Source organism: Asaia siamensis (genome assembly GCF_014635085.1).
In the GTDB taxonomy this organism is placed as follows: domain Bacteria; phylum Pseudomonadota; class Alphaproteobacteria; order Acetobacterales; family Acetobacteraceae; genus Asaia; species Asaia siamensis.
Map to the genome: position 1 here is coordinate 145,606 of NZ_BMCH01000003.1, position 20,662 is coordinate 166,267.

Below are 20,662 nucleotides of genomic sequence, written 5' to 3' on the forward strand. Positions count from 1 at the left end.
TTCAAACGTCCTCGACATTCTGCCGCGCGCGCCGGAACAGCCACTGTGTCTGCACAGGGCCTGAGACCGGGCGTGACAAGGGCCGACCGGAGTTTTCCTTTAAATGAACAAGCGTATGCTGATCGACACCACTCACGCGGAAGAAACCCGCGTGGTGGTCATGGATGGTGATCGTCTCGAAGATTATGATATCGAAACATCGTCCAAGAAGCAGATCAAGGGCAATATCTACCTCGCCAAGGTAATCCGGGTCGAGCCGAGCCTTCAGGCCGCTTTCGTCGATTACGGCGGCAATCGCCATGGCTTCCTGGCTTTCAGCGAAATCCACCCGGATTACTTCCAGATCCCGGTCGCCGATCGTGAAAAGCTGCTCGCCCTTCAGGACGAGGATCTCCGCGCCGATGAGCGTGTCGAGAGCGAAAGCGACAGCCAGAGCGGCGACGAGACCGAGACGGCAGAAGCTGGCGATCAGGCCGAGTTCGAAGCCCGCCCCGAAACAGTCGGCGGTGAGCATGATACGGGCGATGAAGGCGCAGCCGCCCGTCGCACGGCCCGCTTCCTGCGCAATTACAAGATCCAGGAAGTCATCCGCCGCCGCCAGATCCTGCTGGTTCAGGTCGTCAAGGAAGAGCGCGGCAACAAGGGTGCGGCGCTCACCACCTATGTATCGCTCGCGGGCCGCTATTGCGTTCTGATGCCCAACGCCCTGCGTGGCGGCGGCGTATCGCGCAAGATCACGTCGGACAGCGATCGCAAGCGCCTGCGCGACATCATCGCCGAGCTCGACCTGCCGCGTGGCATGGCCATGATCGTGCGCACCGCTGGCGCCCAGCGCCCGGGGCCAGAAATCACCCGCGACTGCGAGTATCTGCTGCAGCTCTGGGACGATATCCGCAACCACACGCTGTCTTCTGTCGCCCCCACGCTGATTTACGAAGAAGCCAATCTGATCAAGCGCGCTATTCGCGACCTGTTCAGCAAGGATATCGAAGAAATCATCATTGATGGCGAACCGGCCTGGAAGAACGCACGTGAATTCATGCGTCTTCTGATGCCGCATAACGCCAACAAGGTGAAACTCTGGCGCGACCAGAGCCAGAGCCTGTTTGGTCGTTATCATGTCGAGGGTCATCTCGACGCGATCGCCTCGCCCACGGCCCAGCTCAAATCCGGCGGCTATCTGGTCATCAACCAGACCGAAGCGCTCGTCTCTATCGATGTGAACTCCGGCCGCTCGACGGGCCAGCGCAATATCGAGGATACGGCAGTCCGGACCAACCTCGAAGCTGCTGAAGAAGTCGCCCGTCAGCTGCGCCTGCGTGACCTTGCCGGTCTGGTCGTCATCGACTTCATCGACATGGAAAGCCGCAAGCATAATTCCATGGTCGAGAAGCGCCTCAAGGATGCGCTGCGCAGCGATCGCGCCCGCATCCAGATCGGCCAGATCTCGCATTTCGGCCTGCTGGAAATGTCGCGCCAGCGTCTGCGTCCTTCGATTGCAGAAGCCGTTCTGGTTCCCTGCCCGCATTGCCAGGGCACTGGCCATGTGCGCGGCGTCGAGAGTGCTGCCCTGCACGTTCTGCGTGCGGTTGACGAAGAGGGTCTGAAGCAGAAGGCTGCCGAGATCTGCGTTCACATCACCTCGGGCACCGCGCTCTATATCCTCAACAACAAGCGCGAGTGGCTGGGCGAAATCGAACAGCGTCATCGCATGCATGTGTCATTCCAGCCGGATGACAGCCTGACGCCTGCCGATCTGCGTATAGAGCGCCTGCGTCCGCAGGTTCCTGCCGAAGCACGCCCTGCCCAGAGGCACGAAATCGAAGCCCCAACGCCTTCGGTCGAAACCGTCACGCAGGATGACGAGATCGAACAGGGTTTCGACAATGTCGTAGAGGCAGAAGAAACCCGCGACGCCGCACCGCGTGAAGAGGGAACGAGGGAAGATGGTGGCCGCCGTCGCCGTCGCCGTCGTCGTCGCAATGGCCGTCGTTCGGACGACACACGCGATACCCAGAATGCGTCGGATAACGGTGCCAACGATGAGGGTGAAGAAGCACCGCACGAGGCCGCCGCTGAAGAAAGCACTTGGGAAGCGCAGGGAAGCAGCGATGCTGAAGCCCTGATCGTTCCCGGACGCCGCCGGATGCGCACACGTCGCGTGTCACGTGACGAGCGCGGCCAGAATGAGCGCGCTCAGGCTGAACGCCCCCAGGCAGAGCCGGCTCGCGAGGCGCGTCATAACGACGAGCGTCGTACACCTGCCGAGCGGCATGAAAACCGCTGGGTGGGACCGACACCTGCCAATCCGTTCGGTGGCGGGTCGTTCGACATTTTCGACATGATCGAACAGGCTGAATCGCGTCTGGGTGCGCCATCTGCCCTCAACAACGAGCCGAAGCCGACCCTCGCGGTCGAGCCCAAAGACGAGGCAGAGGGCTCCGCCGTTGCAGCACCGGTCGCTGCACAGGCAGAAACCTCGCGTCATGGCGTCGAGAATGAGGGTCGCAAGAGCCGTTCGCGCCCTCGTCGCAAGCCTGTGGCTGCCGAAATCGCGGAACCTGCTCCTACTGAGCCGACCGCTATCGACGCAGCCCCCGTGCCGGAACCGGTTGCTGTTGCCGAGGCCGATCAGGACAAGCCTGCTCCCCGTCGTCGCGGTCGCCCGCGCAAGACACCGGTAGCAGCCGAGATCGCCGAAGCATCAGGTGAATCGGCAGCCGCTCAGCTCGCCCCGACTGCCGTGGTGAGCGAGCCCGAAGCCCCGAAGCCCCGTCGTGGCCGCACGTCGCGCAAGGCAGAAGAGGCCGCAGCTGCTCCGGCAACCGAAGCCAAGGCCCCTGCTGCCAGGACGCGCGCAGCTAAGGCCAAGCCGAAGGCTGAAGAGCCTGTGGTGCAGCCGATCAATGTCGATGACGTTGCTCCGGCCAAGCCGCGCACAGGCTGGTGGAAGCGTTGATCCCAACGCGGCTCATCTGAGTGCATGAAAAACGGGGCGGCTCACACCGCCCCGTTTTTTTATGCACGATCACCGCCGAGACAGGCAGAATACCCTGCCTTGTGCCCGTCAAACGTGACCAGCCGCCTGCTCCCCCTGCTTCAGAAATGCGATCTGCGCTGCCGGGCTGTTTTTTCCGCGCAAGAGCGAAATCTCCGCAAGCGCCTGACCCGGTTGAGGAAGGATTTTTCCAGGGCAGCCCATTTCTCTCATCACTGGAGCGATGCACGTCATCATCGTTGTCACGCGGTCAGGATCATCATCTGGCGTTGCCTAAGGAAGTCTCCCTGACTGACGGGCGATCAGATCGACCGGGTACCAACTCCAGACAACCAGAGAGCCTTACCGCCCGGTGTTCAGGGCGTTTCGAGCCAGCCAGCTTCGCGCAGTTTCGCCACATGCGCGCGTGAGACAGGAACGCGATCGCCATTGATAAGGATAAGACGCAGCGCCCGTGGTGTTCCTTCCCATCCAGCAACGGCCTTGCGGGCCACCCACCATGAACGATGGACCTGCAGACCAGCACAGCCTGACTGACGCAACAGCGCCTCGCGAAATACGCCGTGTACCAGACGTGACCCCTCGCGCTGATGGCAGCGTATGTAATGGTCTTCCATCTGCAGGGCGAAAATCGTCTCCGGTCGCGGATAGTCGTCGGCAAGCCTGATGGGTGGTGTCTCATTCCCGACCAATGCCGGGACGCCCTGCCCTACAGCCACCTCTGCGATAGCAGCTGACCTGTTTCGATAGCGAAGGGCAAGCGTCACGAGCACGACAGACGGCCAGGCGATCAGCAGGACCTGCCCATACCATTGCCCCCATCCCGGCAGACGGGACGACAGACCCGGCCAGACCGACAGAGCCAGATCACGCGTGATCAGTGTCTGAAGCAAGCTCAACACCATCACGAGGCCGGTCATGCCGACCCAGAATTTTAGGCCATGCCATGCGACCCCGAGGCGGCGCATCAGCAAAACCGGGCCGGCATAAAGACCAAGGCCGATAAGCGCGCAGCATGACCAGTAAAGGATACGCGCAACCAGACCCGGATTGAGATAGCTGCCATAGGGGCCGAGCAGCCCCAGAAAGATACCGACCGCCACGACGATCAGGGCACTCCTGAGCACAAAGCCGCGCCCGGGCAAGCGCCTGAACGCTTCCTGTGGGTGAGCTGTCTCATTCTGCGCAGCCTGATGCAAATCAACGCCCTCTTACGAAATGAATGTCCTGCGCCTGCAGGGAGACGCCGCTGCGCCGCATACGGATATGCCCACTCGCCCATTCGCGAAATGACGCTGGGCATCAGCGTCTCCAGAGGTTTTCTGGGCATTCCCCTCTCAGGAGTCCAGCCACGATGTCGCCCTTGTCCCGCCTCGTTTTATGCCTCTCGCTTCTTACCATACCCATCATCTCAGATCAGGCTCTGGGCGCTCCAGTCGGTTGCCAGCATATCGTGACACATGACGGGCTTGAGCTTGGCCTATGGTATCCGAGCACCGGCACAGTCACGCACCAGAACCTCGGCCCCTATGAGCAGGACTGCATCGCTGACGGTCCCCTCACGGGACAACATAGACCGCTGATCGTCATTTCTCACGGCACAGGTGGGTCCTGGACGAGCCATCTCGATACCGCCACGCAACTGGCTGCTTCTGGCTATGTGGTGGTGGCACTCACCGAACCGGGGGATAACTGGCGCGATCAGTCACGTGTCACCGACCTGTCCGGCAGAACGCATGCTCTCAGTGCAGCGCTCGATTATGTGCTGTCGCAATGGTCTGGGGCCGCGAAGCTGGACAGCAACAGGATCGGGGCTTTCGGCTTTTCGGCGGGCGGATTGACAGTGTTGCTTGCGCTGGGCGCGAAGCCGGACCTTTCACGCCTGACGCCATGGTGCGCAGCGCATCCAGACAGTTTTACATGCGCGATGATTGCCCACCAGAAAACACCGATAAATGGCCCTCTGCCCCATCTGACCGATCGACGCATCAGGGCTGCCGTCATCGCAGCACCGGCTCTCGGCTTCACAATGAGTCCTCAGGCATTGGCAGGACTGCGTCAGCCGATCCAGCTATGGCAGGCACAGAATGATCGTATCCTGCCCGAACCCGGCTCGGTCGAACCCGTGCGCGATGCCTTGCCCGGCCATCCCGCAATCCATCTCGTGGAAGGGGCAGGACATTTCGATTTTCTTGCACCCTGCCGCCCCGGCCTTGAGACGCTTCCGATCTGTCAAAGCGCAGCCTCATTCGACCGGACCCGCTTTCATGAGCGGTTCAACGCGGCACTGGTGGCATTCTTCAACGAGACGCTGCCTGCCTCGCCCCGGTCAGGCGGATGACAGACGCCCTAGCGGCAGACGCTCGGCGCGCCCGTTGCCGCAATATAGGTGCCTGTCAGAGGGTTGAAACAGGCGTTTTGCGGGCAGGTGCTGCCAGAGCTGATCCCGTCAGGAAAGACCTGTCCGCCCATGCGGTTGGTTTCCTGCTGCACCGCGCCACAAAGGGGCGTGTTGGTCGGCGCGGAAGGATCATTGGTCAGTTGCGCCTCATTGGCTGGCGGCGTCTCAGTCGTCATGCCCGGCGCAAAATCCTGCGGGGGCTGGCGGGTGGGCACCTGTGCCACAGGCTGGGGCTGGCTGGGTTCGGCGCAGCCTGAGAGCAGGGCAAGGCCCAGAAATCCGGCGCCAAGGCCGGTGCGATAGAAACGGTTCATAACCCGAGATCCCCCTGTTCTTCCTTTTCCGTACCCAGAGGGTCGAGCCGTCCCTGACGGGTGCCATCGGCAAAGCGCAGGGTAATTGCGCCGCCGCGTGGTCGCCCAGAGGCTGTCGTCACCGGTTTTCCGCGAGCATCCTGCACCAAGGCATAGCCTCGCGCCAAGACGGCCTCTGGTGAAACCGCCTCAAGCCGACCGGCAATGCCGGTTAATCTTGCGCGATCAAGCCCGATACGGGCGATGAGCGTCTCGGTGCCGAGCCTTGCATGCACAAAGCCAGCCCGCTCCTGCTGCATTCTGTGCCGTATTCCTGCGGCCAAGGCAGCGCTGGCCAGACCGAGCCCGGCCTGTTTCTGCCCCAGAAAATGGGCAGCAGAGGGCATCCGCGCTTCGAGCCCCATCAGTTTCTGTCGTGCGCGCGAAGCCACCATCGGCAGGGCAAGCTCCAGACGCTGGCCGCGTTCATCGAGTCTGAAACGGGCGGTGTCGAGCAGGCTCGGCAGATCGGGCAGTCTTGCTGTCACCTGCTCGGTGTGCGCCCGGGCCAGTTGCAAATGGCGCGACAGCCCCCCGGCCAGACGCGCGCCACGATGCGCGAGATCGGCAATCATCTCCGAGCGCAAAGGCACCGCCATCTCGGCGGCCGCTGTGGGCGTGGGCGCGCGCTGGTCGGAAACATAGTCGATGAGGGTCGTATCGGTTTCATGACCCACCGCAGAGATGAGCGGTATGGGGCAGGCTGCGACGGCGCGCAGCACATTTTCCTCATTGAAGGCCATCAGGTCTTCGAGGGAGCCGCCACCACGCGCCACGATCAGCAGATCGGGCCTTTGCGGCAGGGTCGAAAACCCGGCAATGGCCGAGGCAATCTGGTCCGCTGCCCCCTCACCCTGCACCGCGACGGGCCACACCAGCACCGAACGCGGGAAACGACGCGAAAGCGTGGTCAGGATGTCGTGCAGCACGGCGCCACGGCTCGACGTCACGAGGCCGATCAGCTCCGGGAGGAACGGAATTTTCTTTTTGCGCTCGGGGTCGAAAAGCCCCTCTGCCAGAAGCTTCTGCCGCAGTTTCTCGATTTTTGCGAGAAGCGCGCCCTCACCGGCAAAGCTCATCTGGTCGATGACGAGCTGATAGCTTGAGCGATCGCCATAGGCCGAGACACGCCCGGTGGCGATCACCTCGATGCCATTCTCAGGCACGATGCCGAGACGTGAGACTGACCCGCGCCAGATGACACCGGAAATCTTGCCGCCCTGATCTTTCAGCGAAAGATAGACATGGCCCGACGGATAGCGTTTGAGCTCGGTAATCTCGCCACGCACGCGCACGCGGCCAAAGCTGCCCTCGAGGATGCGCTTGATCGCCCCCGAGATTTCACTGACCGAATATTCGGGAACGTTGCCGCTCGCGCTCTGATCGTTTTCGCTCATGAGCGCAGTCTATGCTACGGAACGCGGGCTACGACCAGTCAGAACAGGAAGAATGACGATGCGGGTGTTACTTGTCGGATCAGGCGGACGCGAACATGCTCTGGCGGCCTGCCTCTCCCGCTCTCCCGAGCTTGAGGCGCTGTTCATCGCCCCCGGTAATCCGGGTATGGCGCCCCTCGGTACGCTGGTGCCGATTGCCGCCGATGATGTCGCGGCCCTTGTCGCCTTTGCAAAAGAGCAGCGAATCGATCTCGTCGTGCCCGGCCCGGAAGCGCCGCTCGTCGCCGGGCTGACCGATCTTTGCATCGAGGCAGGTATTGCCTGCGCGGGCCCGAGCCAGGCGGCCAGTGCGCTTGAGGGCAGCAAGAGCTTTACCAAGGATGTCGCCGACGCCGCGGGCATCCCGACTGCGCGCTGGGAACGGTTTGAGGAAGCCGAGCCTGCCCTCGCTTTCGTTCGCCGCCGCGGTGCGCCTATCGTGATCAAGGCCGATGGTCTGGCTGCGGGCAAAGGGGTGATTGTGGCCCAGACGCTCGAAGAGGCCGAGGCTGCGATCATTGATATTCTGACCGATCGCAGCTTTGGCGAAGCTGGCGCCAGCATCGTGATCGAGGAATGCCTCGTCGGTCAGGAAGTCTCGCTCTTCGCGTTCTGCTCGGATAGCGAGGCTGTGCTGATCGGTGCGGCGCGCGATCACAAGCGTATCGGTGAAGGGGATACCGGGCCGAATACCGGAGGTATGGGCGCGATTTCACCGCCGCCCCATTTCGACCGTGAGGCGCAGGAACAGGCGCTCGATATCATGGTACGCCCGATGCTGGCCGAGATGGTCCGTCGCGGCACGCCATTTCGCGGAATCATTTTCGCCGGGCTGATGCTGACCGACGCAGGCCCGAAGCTGATCGAATATAATGTGCGTTTCGGCGATCCGGAGGCGCAGGCGCTGCTGATCCGTCTCGACTCCGACCTTCTGCCGGTTCTCAAGGCGCTTGCGGAAGGACGGCTCGATAATGCGTCGATCCGCTTTACCGACGAGGCCTCGATATCGATCGTTCTTGCCGCACGCGGCTATCCGGGCACACCGGTCAAGGGCGGCGCCATTCGTGGCATCGAGCGCGCCGAAGCCGTGCCCGGCGTTTCGGTCTTTCAGGCAGGCACAGCCTTGCGTGACGGCGTGCTCGTCGCCTCTGGCGGACGCGTTCTGACCGTATGCGCCAAGGCCGAAACCGCAGTACAGGCCCGCGCGCGTGCCTATGAAGGCGTTGCGGCTATCGAATGGGAAGACGGCATTTTCAGGCGCGATATCGGCCTCTGATATCAGGCCGGCAACCAAAAGCCGCGTCTGTGGCATGACAGGCGCGGCAAAGGCACTTTCTTGTCTGGCTCGCCCGCAGGAAAACGGGCGCGCCGGTTATTTGGACAATGCTCTGGGGCTCAGGTTGCGACGGGTCCATTTGGCTTTCTTTCTCAGGCGACGTGTCCGCATGTGACTTCTCCTCAGAGGGGTTGTTCTCGCCTCACAATCAGCGAGAACCTGCTTGAATGATCCGACAAGTTCAGGCCGTTCGAGGTTTTCTCACGGCCCGGCAAGGCGTTAATGCATGGTCACGCGAAGGGGGGCGTGATCTCCAAGAATTTTCCTGATCCGGCTTTCTGTCAGCGTCGAGACGGCAATCGTCACGACCATTGGCTCGTTGCGGCTCTGGCTCTCACGGTAGAGCGCTGCCTGCTGTCGACGAAGCGCTGCCGGTGGGGGGTGGTCATTGATAAGCCATGCCCAGGCCCCGAAAGGTCGATGGACCTCGTTTTCGAGCGTTATGGCAGAATCCGGCTCGACCCCCATGGCCAGCCGGTATTGATGAATTGATTCTGACGGAATGTCGCACACCAGAAGGTCATCGACAGCGATCTGGGCATGACGGGCGGTGTCGAACACCGCCATGAGCGTTGGCTGCATCATCCTGTTCTCCGTGTCGTCGCGATGGAATCGACGACATGGCCAGAGTAACATCAAACCTGTTATATAAAACACTTTTCACGTTGTTTTGATGTTACGGAAACAGATTCACCCGCCAGTGCTCATCCGTCCTCGTGCCTCCTCCTGACGATGGATGATGTGCTGCCCAGCCATGCTGAAGCCATGATTGCGCGCAAGAAATGACTGGTTCTTTCCGGTCAAGGCATCTACATTTTCATGAATTCCAGTATTGTTGCCACTGGTCGCGATGCGCCAAGCAAAGTCATCCGGCGCAATGACGGTATCGATTGCCTGCGCGGCATGCTGGGACGTGCTCTGGTCGCTTTCGGTAGAGGAAGCCTTTTATGTCGTGTTTCCGTTTCTCTGCCTTATGCTGGGCAGGCAACGCCACGGTCTGCTGCTCTGCGCCATTGCGCTCGCGCTCGCTGCCCCTTGGTGCGACTGGTCTTTACGCCACGCATCCGAAATCTGGCAGGAAAAAGCCTATGGACCGGGTGTCTGTGCCATTGCAACAGGCATCGTTGCAGCCCTTCTCCTGCACCATGCGCCGCGCAATGAGCACGGCCTCCTCACGGCTCTGGCCGGATGGGGCGGGCTGGCAGGAATGACTGCCTACCTGTTCTGGGGCGGGCTGATCTGGCCAGTTCTATCCTGGGGAACAGCGCTTTTCTTCAACAGCGCCATCGCCCTTGCCGTCTGGGCTTTTGCCCGTGGCTGGGGCGCCCGGACAACGCAAAAGGGAACGCTATGGTTACGTAGCTGGGGGCAACGCAGCTATGAAATCTACCTGACCCATATGTTTGTCATTTTGCCGGTTGTGGGGATAGCGCATGGTCTGGCTCTCCCCGCCCGTTGGGGCTGGGTGCTGTTCCTGCCGGTTCTGCTTGTGGCTTTTGCGCTGGGCAGCATTGTCGAGCGCGTCTATTCGCGTCCGCTCGACCGGCTGCTGCTCGCTGGTTTCGCCCGCTGGCGCGCCTCTCCTGCGGGTTCTTAAAGCGGTTTTTTCACTGCACCCAGATCTGCGAGAGCAGCATGTGGTTGAGCAGCGAATAATGGTAATTGCCGAGGCGCTTCGAAACGAAATCGACATAACGCATCTGGATGAGCGGAACGAGCGCGCTCTGGTCCATCGCCATGATTCCGGCCTGCTCCCACAGTGATCTGGTCAGTTCAGGATCGAGGCTTTTGCGTGCGCGCTCCATCAGCGATTGCAAAGGCGGATAGCAGAAGCCACTGGCATTGGTCGCGCTTTCGGTGTGCAGCCGGGCATTGTCACAGCCCAAAAGCGCGTCGAGAAAGGTCGAGGGCGACGGATAATCGGCGTACCAATAGGACAGACTGATCTGGACATGATTATCCGAATTGCGCGCATAACCTTCTGCCGTTTCCGGCGTCATGGGCCTTACGCTCGCGACAAAGCCGAGGCTCTGCAGCATGTTGCGCAGATAGACCCCCATACCCAGACCGATTGCCTGATTGGGCACGATCAGCGTGACGCGCCGCCCCGCCTGACCGCTCTTGCGAATGAGTGCGCGGGCACGATCCATGTCCGGCCCTTGCCACGCGCCTGATGGGTCTATCTGACCGAAGCGACAGGGAATATCCGCGCCCGCAATACCATACGGCACGATCTGGCAGAGCGGCTCAGCAATTGCACTGCCGCCATAGAGAATGGCCATGGCATGGCGATCGACCGCATGATTGATCGCCTGTCGTACCTCCAGCGAGTCAAAAGGGGCTTCGTGCACATTAAGCGCGAGATAATAGAGACCGAGCAGTGGTTGCAGATGGACCTGATCGGTATAGCGCGCGCCAAGTTCGCCCAGCCTGTCCTGAGGTTTGGCATCGAGCATGGAATCATACTGCCCCTGCTCGACCGCAGTGACCTCTGCCTCGTCTGACAGACCGAAATCATAGACCAAGCGATCAACATAACCCTCGCTCTGGGCCTGAGGATTCCACACATGGAAATACGGATTGCGCTCGATCACGAGCTGATGCGACGGATCGTAATGCGTGATGCGATAGGGACCAGTACCCGGCAAGGGCGTAAGGGCTGACTCGGTCGGTGGGACCCCTGCGGGCAGAATGACCGCATGGGGAAAAGCGAGTTTTTGCAGAAATTCACCATCGGGGGCGCTAAGACGGATCGTGATGCGGCGTGTCACCGCATCGGCACTGACCCCTTCGAGCGCGCAATGGGCCGGATCGGTCAGGCAGGCTTTGGCGCCGATGATCGCACCATAAAACGAAGACGCTGTCGGGCTGCCAACGCGATAGAGGCGTTTGAGCGATGCGACGACATCTTCGACCGTGACGCGCGCGCCATTGGAAAAACGCAGCCCTTCACGCAGGGTAAACACCCAGACCAGCCCGTCGGCGCTGACTTCCGGCAGGGCCTCCGCCAGATCGGGCACGACCTCGAGCCCCTTCGCGCCATCGGCCTGGCGATAGGTCACCAGCCCGTCATACATGTTCACGAAAAGCTGGATATATTCGCTGGTATAATTGATCTGTGGGTCGAGCGTGCCCCCGGACGCATCGGCGGTCAGATGCAAAGTGCCGCCACGATGCGGGCTGCCAGTAGTGCGCCCGTTTGCCGGGTCAGGCTCGGCGAGCGCATTTCCGGCAGAGACAACCGACAGCGAGGCGGCGAGAAAGACCGCGCCGCTTCTGCCCGAAAACCGGAAACGCCGCGCGCTCATTCAGCCACGATGCGCGAACTGATGAATGCCTGTCACGAGCGCCTCTGTGCCCGCCGTGGACTCAATGGTCCCGGCATAGCGCCCCTGAGGGTCCATGATCACGATACGCGGGGCAGGCACGTGATAGCTTGTACCGTCATCGCCTTTCACGAGCTCATTGGGAGCGTGGAATTCTTTCGCCACCTGTTCGATCATGCTCGGTGAGCCCGTGAGCGGCACCACATGATCACCCAGCGTCAGGGCATATTTCTTGAGTTCTTCAGACTCGTCATGCAGCGGGTCTAGGGTAATTGCCAGAGGGGCCGTCTTGATCCCCTCGCTCGCCAGCGCCTTCTTGGCATCGCTCATGGATTTCAGCACAGGGCCGCAGAGTGTCTTCGGGCAATGCGTGTCGAAAAACCAGACCATGACCCAGCTTCCCCTGAAGTCGCCTTCGGTGACGTTGCCCTCACCCAGCGCCACGAGGCGATAACTGCCACCGATCTCATTGCCCTGCGTCGAGACGCTTCCCCCGAATTTGACGGAGAGACGATAGCCGCTCCAGCTCAGGGCAGCCGCGAGAATGAGAACGACAACGGCAATGCGCGGGGCAGTCCATCTCGTACGGGAAGTTTTGCTGTTGTTCATTGTTTAATGTGCTTCCGCCCAGTTTGCGCCAATACCTGTTTCCACAACCAGCGGCACACTCAGTGTCGCGGCTTGTTCCATTTCGGTGCGTACGAATTCTGCCAGAGCTTCGGCCTGATCGGCACGGACCTCGAACAGCAACTCGTCATGCACCTGGAGCAGCATTCTGGCGTCCAGCCCAGTCTGTGGCAAGCGCGCGCCCAGGCGCACCATGGCGCGTTTGATGATATCGGCCGCCCCGCCCTGAAGCGGCGCGTTGATGGCCTGACGCTCGGCATAGCCGCGTCGGGCGCCATTCTTCTCATTGATGCCGGGCACGTAGCAGCGGCGCCCCAGCGGTGTTGTGACATAGCCGTCGCGCTTGGCGTCGTCCTTGGTGCGGTCCATGTAGTCACGGATACCGGGATAGCGGGCGAAATAGGCGTCGATGTAACGACGGGCCTCTCCTGCCGGAATGCCGAGCTGACGCGCCAGACCGAAAGCGGAAATGCCATAGATGATGCCGAAATTGATGGCCTTCGCGCGGCGACGGGTCAGCGGGTCCATGCCTTCAAGCGGCAGGTTGAATACTTCTGATGCCGTACGGGCATGAATATCCTGCCCCAGCGTGAAGGCTTCCTTCAGCGGGCCGATATCGGCCACCTCGGCGAGCAGGCGCAACTCGATCTGGGAGTAATCGGCAGAGACCAGCACATAGCCTTCCTCGGCAATGAAGGCGCGGCGGATGCGGCCACCTTCTTCGGTGCGGATGGGGATATTCTGCAGATTGGGGTCGTTCGATGAAAGGCGCCCGGTCGTGGTAATGGCCATCTGAAACGAGGTATGAACGCGATGGGTGCGGGCATCCATCTGCTGCACCAGCGCATCGGCATAGGTCGATTTCAGCTTGGCCAGCTGACGCCAGGACAGAATGCGTGCAGGCAGATCGTGCCCGGCATCGGCAAGCTCCTGCAACACGGAAGAATCCGTACCCCAGGCACCGGCCTTGGTGCGCTTGCCGCCCGGCAGATTCATCTCGTCGAACAGGATTTCACCAAGCTGCTTGGGCGAACCGAGATTGAAGCTGCGCCCGGCAAGCTGATGGATCTCGATTTCCATCTCGGCCATGCGGCTGCCGAAATCCGCCGACATGCGGCGCAGTTCGGCGGCATCGAGCTTCACACCTGCCTGCTCCATCTCCTTCAGGATCGCGATGAGCGGGCGCTCCATCGTCTCATACAGCGCCAGGGCCTGACGCTCGCGCAAGGCCGGTTTGAGCGCGAGCCACAGGCGCAGCGTCACATCGGCGTCTTCGGCCGCATATTCCGTGGCGCGCGCAATCGGCACCTGGGCGAAAGGCACGCGATTGCGTCCTGTGCCCGTCACGCTGTCATAGGAGATAGGGTCATGCGCCAGATGCAGCCGTGACAGCTCATCCATGCCCTGACCATGTTCCCCTGCCGACTGGGCGTAGGAAATAAGCATCGTGTCATCGACGGGGGTGATGGTGTCGATGCCTGCATGAGCCAGAACAAGCAGGTCGTATTTGGCGTTCTGGAAGATCTTCAGCACCGATTCATCAGCCAGAAGAGGACGCAGGGCATCAAGGACCGCTTCCACTTCAAGCTGCCCGCCAGCAGGATGCTCCAGCGTGCCCTCATGGCGCAGCGGGACATAGGCGGCCTCGCCCGGTGCCGTTGCCAGAGAAAGACCAATCAGCGTGGCCTGACGGGCATTCAGACTGTCCGTTTCGGTATCGAACGCGAAATAGCCGGTCTTGCGCGCACGCGCGATCCAGGTTTCGAGCGTTTCTAGAGACTGAATGGTCTCATAGGGACCATAGGGCTTGTCGCCTTCAGCCACCGGCTCTGGCGTGGCCTGGGCACGCGGTGTGGCGAGCGCCCCGAGACCCATGCGCTGGATAACCGAATGGAACCCCATCTTTTCAAGGAAATCCCGCAGCACCGCGCCTTCAGGCTCACGGCATCCGAGAGCCTCGACGGGCTCTGGCAGCGGGACATCACGCGCGAGGGTGACCAGTTTGAGCGAGATACGGGCAGCCTCGGCATGATCGATGAGCGATTGCTGGCGCTTGGACTTTTTCATGGTCGGCGCAGCAGCCAGAATGGCTTCGAGATCGCCGAATTCCTGAACGAGTTGCGCGGCCCCCTTCGGGCCGATTCCGGGCACGCCAGGCACGTTATCGGTGGGGTCGCCCATAAGCGCCTGGACGTCGATCACACGATCAGGCGCCACGCCGAACTTGGCTTCGACCTCTTCTGACCTGATCGGCTTCTGCTTGATCGGATCGAGCAGGGACACACGCTCTGTCACGAGCTGCATCAGATCCTTGTCTGACGACACGATGGTACAGCGACCGCCTGTTTTTTCAATGATGTCGGCATAGGACGCAATCAGGTCATCCGCTTCGAAACCCGGCAATTCGATCATGGGCACGTTGAACGCTTTTGTCGCGTCGCGAATGAGCGAAAACTGCGGGCGCAGGTCTTCGGGCGCCTCGGGGCGGTGAGCCTTGTATTGCGGATAGATCTCGTTGCGGAAGGTATGACGCCCCGCATCGAAAATCACGGCCAGATGCGTGCCGACATGATCGCGCAGCAGGCGTTGAAGCATGTTGGTGAAGCCGAACACTGCATTGACCGGCACGCCTTCAGGGCTGCTCATGGGGGGCAGCGCATGAAAGGCACGGAAAATGAAGCCCGAGCCATCGACGAGAACGAGATGGGGCGTAGTGCTCATGCGGCAACCGATCGGAATGAGGTCAACAAGAAGCGCGTCTCCTGAATGGGTCTGGCCTGAAAGCAGTCTTTGTTACCGCGCTCTGGCCAGCGCGCCCGGAGGACGCAATACTCTGCCAATGATACGAGAGTTCCGTCCGCATTCAAACCGCTGCCGCGCATTCAGGCCCAGTTCATGGCGCAGCTTCGCGATGGTTTTCGGTCTGTCGCTGCTCGTCGCGTGCGCCTCTCCCAAACCGGCGAGGGCACCGCAACCCCGCTTGCAGGAAGCAGCGCTCATTCCTGCCACGCTGCATCTTGCCCTTTCCGACGGGGATATCGCGCCCATGCGCGTCTGGCCCGCAATCGGTCGGCCCCGCGCCGTCATTCTGGCCCTGCATGGTTTTGGCGATAGTCGCGACGCCTGGGAGTTTTCGGCCCCCCAGCTGGCTGCTGCGGGCATAGAGACCATGGCTCCCGATCTGCGTGGCTTTGGCGAAACGCGCAGCCGTGGCGCCTGGAGCAGCACGGCACGCATGGTGCAGGATGCCCGTGAAGAGGCGATATGGGTGCATGCCCGAAACCCCGGCATCCCGCTCTATATCATGGGTGAGAGCATGGGTGGTTCCGTCGCGACCCTGCTGGCCACCGCCCCACCACCAGACACAATCAGCGGTGTCATCCTGATTTCTCCCGCTATCTGGCGTTTCGATCCGCTCTCGCGGCTTGTGCTCGGAGGGCTGGATATCATCGCGCCCGATTGGGTTTTCACCGGCGCGCATGTACCGGGCGAGCATATCGCCACCAATAATCTGGCAGCCCTGAGGCGCCTCTATTTCGACCCGCTCACCATGCACGGCTTTCGGCTTGATACCTTGCGCGGCCTCGTGCAGCTGATGGCCTGCGGGCAGGATGCCGCCCCGCGCGTGCGCCTTCCCCTGCTCGTGCTCTATGGCGATCAGGACCAGATGATCCCTGCCCCGCCCATGGCCACTTTCTGGAAACAACTGCCGCATTCGGCCCGTCGCGATCTGATACCGGGCGGGCATCATCTGCTTCTGCGCGACCGTAACGGGCGCAACGCCACGGGAGATATCGCGTCCTGGGTGCTGACACCCGACAAGCTTTTACCTTCTGGCGGCGACGTGGCGGCAGCGGCATGGATGGCTGGCGATCCAGAACATTTCGCGCCCTGACGCCCGGGTATGCGGGACGCTGTCCCGCGCCCTCAGAAGAGCCGCCGCCCTCTGGAAACCCTTGAAGGGGAATATCGGCGATGCAGATTTTGGGACTGGCGCGTTTTCCGAATTCTGGCTATGAAGCAATCCAGCGGGACCCGTAGCTCAGCTGGATAGAGCGTCGCCCTCCGAAGGCGAAGGTCGAAGGTTCGAATCCTTTCGGGTCCGCCATTTCCTTGAAAATTCAGTGCCAGCTCTGACAGCGGCTTTCCGGGTGACTCTGCATTGTGGGCGAGACATGTCACCGGTAGCCTGCAGGGCGTTGGCACGCGCTGGTTGTTGAGATGCGCGATTGTTAAGCCCAGGCGAGAGGGGCAAGGCACCACAAGCTCCATGCCCGTTCTGCTCTGTCGGGAAGTAGTCGGAACTAGCGAACAGCCGCCTCAGCCAGTCGGGCATCCGTCTCGCCTTCGCCGCCGCTCAGGCCAAGGGCGCCGATGACAGCACCGTTCAGGACAATCGGAACGCCGCCTCCTGCGGGGAGCATGTTCGGCAGGGTGGCGATCATTGTTTTGCCCGCATGAAGCGCGGTTTCCATGGCTTCGGTTGGGCGCAGGAACAAAGCAGAGGTTCTGGCCTTGAGCAGCGCCAGTTCGATGCTGCCAAGCTGGGTGCCGTCATCTTTCTTGAAAGCGACCAGATGGCCGGCTGCGTCAACAACCGCCACAGCGACAGGCACGCCACGCTCGCGGGCAAGATGAAGCGCCTTGTCGATATAGTCCAAAGCCAGGGTGAGCTGCATGGGGAAACCTCTCTCAGCAATGATCGCCAAGAGTATAACGCTGAAAATCTGAGCCGGGCGATTAGCGGGAGTTTAAAACTATTTATACGCCCTCGACCCGGTCAGTGATGAAGAAAACCCATGCCCGTCTGAAGGGCCGTGCGGGCGATTTCAGGCCAGATGCTGCCACCGGAAAGGCCACCACCCGCCCTGCCCTGCTGCATCCTGTCACTCTGCCCCGATTCATCAGATGTTCCATTGACGTCCATATCGGGCTGGGTGCGCTGCGCACAGCCCGACAGGATGAGCGCCAGGCAAAAACACAGCGACACGTAGCGGCTTACTGAAGCATGAACCCGCAGCCTCTTTCCACTAGCCATGTTCATCGTTCCCCCGGTCCTTCTCCTGGCGGGGGTGGCGGCGGACGGCAACCATGGGGTGGTCTTCCATGAGGCCCTTCGCCAAACGGTGGACCGCGTCTGTCATCACCATCCGGAGGAGGCCCGTCATATCCATTTCCCGGGGGTGACGGAGGGCGATACCCCCGCGGCGGCCGTCGGCAGCGCTGGCTGGAATCCTCTCCGTCGGGCGATGCTCCGTCGACAGCACCAGCGGAAGGGGCAGCAGCATAGACCTGCCCGTTATATACCGTACCACTCTGCGCGCGGGCCGCTCCCGAGGGCAATGCCACGAAAAGCAGGAAGAGAGCGGATAAGGTCATCCGGCGTGTCATTGAATGGCGCAACCCCGTTCTGAAGTTTCCTACACCGCCCTATGACAGGCACGCTCGATCCGCACGAGGAACGAAGCGAAAGGGACTGTAACAAAGACCGCCCCAGCGTGTCGTATCGGAACAGAATGACGGATAAGGACCCGCATCCGGGTCGGATTATCTCAGAACTGGTTATCGATCACGATTGTATCGCTATACGCGCCGGGTGCGGGCGTATCCTGCGTGGTCAGGATATGCGCCGTATAGCTGAAAATCTGCTGTGAAACGCCATCCAGCGCCGTCGCATTCGTATCGGCTGACACTGCCCCCGCCTTGATTGCCGTCACTGAGACCGGCCGTATCGCTCTGCCCCCCTGCCGCACCTTACAGCGAGGGACTGATGCACATCCCTGAAAGCCGTCCCGAGGGGGCAAGGGGTATTTCTCCTCCGCAGTCATGAAAGATGAGGCTTCGCCATGAGAGGGGACGATCAACAAACGTTTTATCGCCGATAACGTGTCCAATGAGTCCGCCTATCCCGGTACCAGCAAGGCAAGTCCGGCATCAGCTTGCGAATTTCATCAACGCTAGGCCCATGACAATCAGCAGGGCCGCCAGGACACGCGCAGGACTGAGGGCCTCGCCTAAAAAGGCAACACCGACCAGAAAGGCGCCCAGGGCACCAATGCCGGTCCAGATCATATAGGCTGTGCCTAGCGGCAGGGTTTTCATAGCCCAGGCGAGAAGCGCGACGCTGACAGCCATGCCTGATACAGTCACCACGCTCGGGACGAGACGTGTAAATCCAGCCGACTGCTTCATGGCAGACGCCCAGACGATTTCACTCAAACCTGCAAGAAAAAGCACGACCCACGCCATGACGGCCTCCATAAATCGGGTTCCGCCGGGCCGTCCTGGTCTTGAAACTCCACTGGAGGCAGGAACGTCGTCTCTGCCCGCCTGATATAGCGCGTGAGGCTTTAGACTGCAATCGCCTGCCCTTTTGCTGAACGCCGATCAAGCAAGGAGCGGTTTTTCAACTGCACCAGAACAGGCACTGCGCGCGGTATAAGCCGCGTTAAATAGATACCTGCGCAAGCTGGTATGTCGCTTGGCGCTCTCCTTAGGAAAAGCTGACGCCTCTAAACGGCGCCAGCTCCCGGAACAGTCAGACGCTTACAGCGAGCGCCGCCTTATCGGTCAAACACACCGCAGAAATACGGCTACAGTGTCTCCCGGCACATTGTCTTATCGAGCGTATAGAGCTCAAAATGGTCGATCGTGACACCAATTCCATCAGCCTTCAGTCGAAGCATGTCGAGTGGCTTGCTTGGATAGACGAGCGCCGTACCGGTTTCGAGATGCTCATTGGCATAGATCTCGAAAGCGCAGCCATCGAGAAAAAGATGCAGGTCGAGCATACGAGCATCTGGATAGAGCGCCGTGTTGATCGGCGTGGCAAAACGCCCGGTATAAAAAGGATGATCGAAGCCGCGCAGCTTGCTGCGATCAAGCCAGATCTGCGCACTGGGTACATCATAGCCCACAGAGAGTTTTTCACCCGCATCATTGGCGAAAGCTATCTCGAAGCGGTTGATCTCAGGACCGCTGATCGCAGGATCGGTCTGGAAAGACTCATCGACCTTTAGGCGAATTACCAGCTCGATGGCCCTGCCTGTGGGTAGCGAGATGTCACGATGCGCGCCCTTTGGCAGGTAAGCCGCTTTTTCGCACAGCAGCGTGCGACGCAGTTTCTCGATATTCATGGGCGTCTGGACCAGACGCGGATAACCATTGGGGTCCTGGCGGATCGACAGACGACGCGGCAGCGACATGGCACCACGCCAGTCCTGCGTCGGCAGTTCCTGGCAATATTGCCAATTGCCCATCCAGGCAAAAGTCACGGCCTCACCCGGCTGCAAGCCGCTATAGACCTGCATGGCATAGGCGTCCTTCGCAAAATCGGTCAGGCGCAGAATGGCATCCGAGGGGGTGAACACAGCTCCATCGAACTCACCAATGAAATACTGCGTGACGCTGCCACCCATCGGGCTACCTGGATTGATCGAGACGAACAGTACCCAGTGCAATGCCCCATGCTCATCACGTATCTGGATGAGATTGGGACATTCGTAATTGACGGTCGGCAGACCCGCCGGGCCGAAATTACTGAGATGCGTCCAGTGAATCAGATCGATCGAGCCGTAAAAGCCGATCTGGTGTTTCTCGACCTCAGCAAGCGCCATGACCCATTTGCGCGTAGGCTCATGAAAGAAAACCTGTGGATCGCGAAAATTCGGGCTGCCAATATCCAGAACGGGGTTACCCTGATACTCTTCGAAGCTCTGACCGTTATTCGTACTGACCGCGAGATACTGGCTCTGCCTCGTCGGGAGAGAACGCGTGTAAAGCGCCGCGATGTTTGTGCCATGGGCATTTGGGAAAAGCCCCGAGCTGTTGTCGCGATCCAGAACGGCACAGCCCGTATAGGCTTGGCCATCGATCGTAGCCGGCACGGCAATCGGCTGGTCTTTCCAGTTCAGCAAATCGGTGCTGATTGCATGGCCCCAGCAGATATTAGCCGAAAAGGCGGCGTCGGGGTTATGCTGATAATAGAGATGATATTGCGCGCCATCGAAGATGAGGCCGTTGGGATCATTCATGAAGCCCGCTGGAGGGGTGAAATGGACTGAGGGCCGATACTGACGGCTCATCTTGGAGAAAACGCAGTCGTTCTTCTTTTCAGTCATTTTTTTCCAGATTTTTTTTCGTCAAAATCGCTTCAACTTGCATCAAAGCAAATTTTTTATATTGG

Annotated in this window: 17 protein-coding genes and 1 tRNA gene; 6 read left to right on the top strand and 12 right to left on the bottom strand. The window is 60.6% G+C overall.

All coding sequences use genetic code 11. The annotated features are described in order from the left end of the window. Positions 1–103 precede the first annotated feature (103 nt). Positions 104–2,959 (top strand): Rne/Rng family ribonuclease, encoded by a 2,856-nt coding sequence (locus IEV53_RS06490; protein WP_188425991.1) that lies wholly within the window; start codon positions 104–106, stop codon positions 2,957–2,959. Positions 2,960–3,354: 395 nt separating this feature from the next. Here IEV53_RS06490 and IEV53_RS06495 read toward each other — a convergent pair whose 3' ends face one another. Further along, entirely contained in the window at positions 3,355–4,143 is a 789-nt protein-coding gene (locus tag IEV53_RS06495) for a LytTR family DNA-binding domain-containing protein (RefSeq protein WP_188425992.1), read from the bottom strand. 209 nt (positions 4,144–4,352) lie between these two features. Here IEV53_RS06495 and IEV53_RS06500 point away from each other — a divergent pair, with 209 nt between their 5' ends. Beyond that, positions 4,353–5,339 carry an alpha/beta hydrolase family protein gene (locus IEV53_RS06500; RefSeq protein ID WP_188425993.1) on the top strand — a complete coding sequence of 329 codons (987 nt, stop codon included), beginning with the start codon at positions 4,353–4,355 and terminating at the stop codon, positions 5,337–5,339. 8 nt (positions 5,340–5,347) lie between these two features. Here IEV53_RS06500 and IEV53_RS06505 read toward each other — a convergent pair whose 3' ends face one another. Together IEV53_RS06505 and xseA are read right to left on the bottom strand one after the other, a co-directional pair. After that, complete coding sequence (locus IEV53_RS06505) at positions 5,348–5,713, bottom strand: hypothetical protein (protein WP_188425994.1); 366 nt, start codon at positions 5,711–5,713, stop codon at positions 5,348–5,350. Further along, positions 5,710–7,149: an exodeoxyribonuclease VII large subunit gene (gene xseA, locus IEV53_RS06510; RefSeq protein WP_188425995.1), complete on the bottom strand. Its 1,440-nt coding sequence runs from the start codon at positions 7,147–7,149 to the stop codon at positions 5,710–5,712. Before xseA ends, IEV53_RS06505 begins: the two co-directional genes overlap by 4 nt. 58 nt (positions 7,150–7,207) lie before the next feature. Here xseA and purD point away from each other — a divergent pair, with 58 nt between their 5' ends. Continuing rightward, complete coding sequence (gene purD / locus IEV53_RS06515) at positions 7,208–8,464, top strand: phosphoribosylamine--glycine ligase (protein ID WP_188425996.1); 1,257 nt, start codon at positions 7,208–7,210, stop codon at positions 8,462–8,464. Between the two features lie 279 nt (positions 8,465–8,743). On the opposite strand, the gene IEV53_RS06520 is transcribed toward purD, so the two are convergent. Beyond that, positions 8,744–9,109, bottom strand: coding sequence for a hypothetical protein (locus IEV53_RS06520; protein ID WP_188425997.1), 366 nt, complete (start codon positions 9,107–9,109; stop codon positions 8,744–8,746). Between the two features lie 292 nt (positions 9,110–9,401). Between IEV53_RS06520 and IEV53_RS06525 the strand changes: the two genes are divergently transcribed. Continuing rightward, complete coding sequence (locus IEV53_RS06525) at positions 9,402–10,121, top strand: acyltransferase family protein (RefSeq protein WP_188425998.1); 720 nt, start codon at positions 9,402–9,404, stop codon at positions 10,119–10,121. A gap of 10 nt (positions 10,122–10,131) precedes the next feature. On the opposite strand, the gene IEV53_RS06530 is transcribed toward IEV53_RS06525, so the two are convergent. The 3 genes from IEV53_RS06530 to polA are packed head-to-tail and all read right to left on the bottom strand — an operon-like array spanning position 10,132 to position 15,198. After that, complete coding sequence (locus IEV53_RS06530; protein WP_188425999.1) at positions 10,132–11,832, bottom strand: ABC transporter substrate-binding protein; 1,701 nt, start codon at positions 11,830–11,832, stop codon at positions 10,132–10,134. Further along, positions 11,833–12,459 (bottom strand): SCO family protein, encoded by a 627-nt coding sequence (locus IEV53_RS06535; protein WP_188426000.1) that lies wholly within the window; start codon positions 12,457–12,459, stop codon positions 11,833–11,835. It lies immediately after the preceding gene. Positions 12,460–12,462: 3 nt separating this feature from the next. Then, the gene (polA, locus tag IEV53_RS06540) at positions 12,463–15,198 is read right to left on the bottom strand and encodes a DNA polymerase I (protein ID WP_188426001.1); all 2,736 of its coding nucleotides are present in this window, start codon (positions 15,196–15,198) and stop codon (positions 12,463–12,465) included. 190 nt (positions 15,199–15,388) lie between these two features. Here polA and IEV53_RS06545 point away from each other — a divergent pair, with 190 nt between their 5' ends. Beyond that, the gene (locus IEV53_RS06545; protein WP_188426002.1) at positions 15,389–16,372 is read left to right on the top strand and encodes an alpha/beta fold hydrolase; all 984 of its coding nucleotides are present in this window, start codon (positions 15,389–15,391) and stop codon (positions 16,370–16,372) included. A gap of 136 nt (positions 16,373–16,508) precedes the next feature. Then, a tRNA-Arg gene (locus IEV53_RS06550) sits at positions 16,509–16,585 on the top strand. 196 nt (positions 16,586–16,781) lie between these two features. Here the strand turns inward: IEV53_RS06550 and IEV53_RS06555 are convergent. The 5 genes from IEV53_RS06555 to IEV53_RS06575 all read right to left on the bottom strand — a co-directional run bounded on the left by IEV53_RS06555 (position 16,782) and on the right by IEV53_RS06575 (position 20,597). Next, positions 16,782–17,156 carry a GlcG/HbpS family heme-binding protein gene (locus tag IEV53_RS06555; protein WP_188426003.1) on the bottom strand — a complete coding sequence of 125 codons (375 nt, stop codon included), beginning with the start codon at positions 17,154–17,156 and terminating at the stop codon, positions 16,782–16,784. Positions 17,157–17,257: 101 nt separating this feature from the next. Then, positions 17,258–17,515 carry a hypothetical protein gene (locus IEV53_RS06560; RefSeq protein WP_188426309.1) on the bottom strand — a complete coding sequence of 86 codons (258 nt, stop codon included), beginning with the start codon at positions 17,513–17,515 and terminating at the stop codon, positions 17,258–17,260. 514 nt (positions 17,516–18,029) lie between these two features. Beyond that, a complete protein-coding gene (locus tag IEV53_RS06565; RefSeq protein ID WP_188426004.1) occupies positions 18,030–18,170 on the bottom strand; it encodes a hypothetical protein in 141 nt (46 codons plus the stop codon). A 241-nt stretch (positions 18,171–18,411) separates the two neighbouring features. Further along, complete coding sequence (locus tag IEV53_RS06570) at positions 18,412–18,726, bottom strand: DMT family transporter (RefSeq protein ID WP_188426005.1); 315 nt, start codon at positions 18,724–18,726, stop codon at positions 18,412–18,414. A gap of 344 nt (positions 18,727–19,070) precedes the next feature. After that, positions 19,071–20,597 (bottom strand): glycoside hydrolase family 32 protein, encoded by a 1,527-nt coding sequence (locus tag IEV53_RS06575; RefSeq protein WP_188426006.1) that lies wholly within the window; start codon positions 20,595–20,597, stop codon positions 19,071–19,073. Positions 20,598–20,662: the final 65 nt, after the last annotated feature.

Bases quoted from the DNA above. Each gene is read 5' to 3' on its own strand.
- IEV53_RS06490 (WP_188425991.1), top strand. From the start codon at position 104: ATGAACAAGCGTATGCTGATCGACACCACTCACGCGGAAGAAACCCGC.
- IEV53_RS06500 (WP_188425993.1), top strand. From the start codon at position 4,353: ATGTCGCCCTTGTCCCGCCTCGTTTTATGCCTCTCGCTTCTTACCATA.
- IEV53_RS06505 (WP_188425994.1), bottom strand. From the start codon at position 5,713: ATGAACCGTTTCTATCGCACCGGCCTTGGCGCCGGATTTCTGGGCCTT.
- xseA (WP_188425995.1), bottom strand. From the start codon at position 7,149: ATGAGCGAAAACGATCAGAGCGCGAGCGGCAACGTTCCCGAATATTCG.
- purD (WP_188425996.1), top strand. From the start codon at position 7,208: ATGCGGGTGTTACTTGTCGGATCAGGCGGACGCGAACATGCTCTGGCG.
- IEV53_RS06520 (WP_188425997.1), bottom strand. From the start codon at position 9,109: ATGATGCAGCCAACGCTCATGGCGGTGTTCGACACCGCCCGTCATGCC.
- IEV53_RS06525 (WP_188425998.1), top strand. From the start codon at position 9,402: ATGACGGTATCGATTGCCTGCGCGGCATGCTGGGACGTGCTCTGGTCG.
- IEV53_RS06530 (WP_188425999.1), bottom strand. From the start codon at position 11,832: ATGAGCGCGCGGCGTTTCCGGTTTTCGGGCAGAAGCGGCGCGGTCTTT.
- IEV53_RS06535 (WP_188426000.1), bottom strand. From the start codon at position 12,459: ATGAACAACAGCAAAACTTCCCGTACGAGATGGACTGCCCCGCGCATT.
- polA (WP_188426001.1), bottom strand. From the start codon at position 15,198: ATGAGCACTACGCCCCATCTCGTTCTCGTCGATGGCTCGGGCTTCATT.
- IEV53_RS06545 (WP_188426002.1), top strand. From the start codon at position 15,389: ATGGTTTTCGGTCTGTCGCTGCTCGTCGCGTGCGCCTCTCCCAAACCG.
- IEV53_RS06555 (WP_188426003.1), bottom strand. From the start codon at position 17,156: ATGCAGCTCACCCTGGCTTTGGACTATATCGACAAGGCGCTTCATCTT.
- IEV53_RS06560 (WP_188426309.1), bottom strand. From the start codon at position 17,515: ATGGCTAGTGGAAAGAGGCTGCGGGTTCATGCTTCAGTAAGCCGCTAC.
- IEV53_RS06570 (WP_188426005.1), bottom strand. From the start codon at position 18,726: ATGGCGTGGGTCGTGCTTTTTCTTGCAGGTTTGAGTGAAATCGTCTGG.
- IEV53_RS06575 (WP_188426006.1), bottom strand. From the start codon at position 20,597: ATGACTGAAAAGAAGAACGACTGCGTTTTCTCCAAGATGAGCCGTCAG.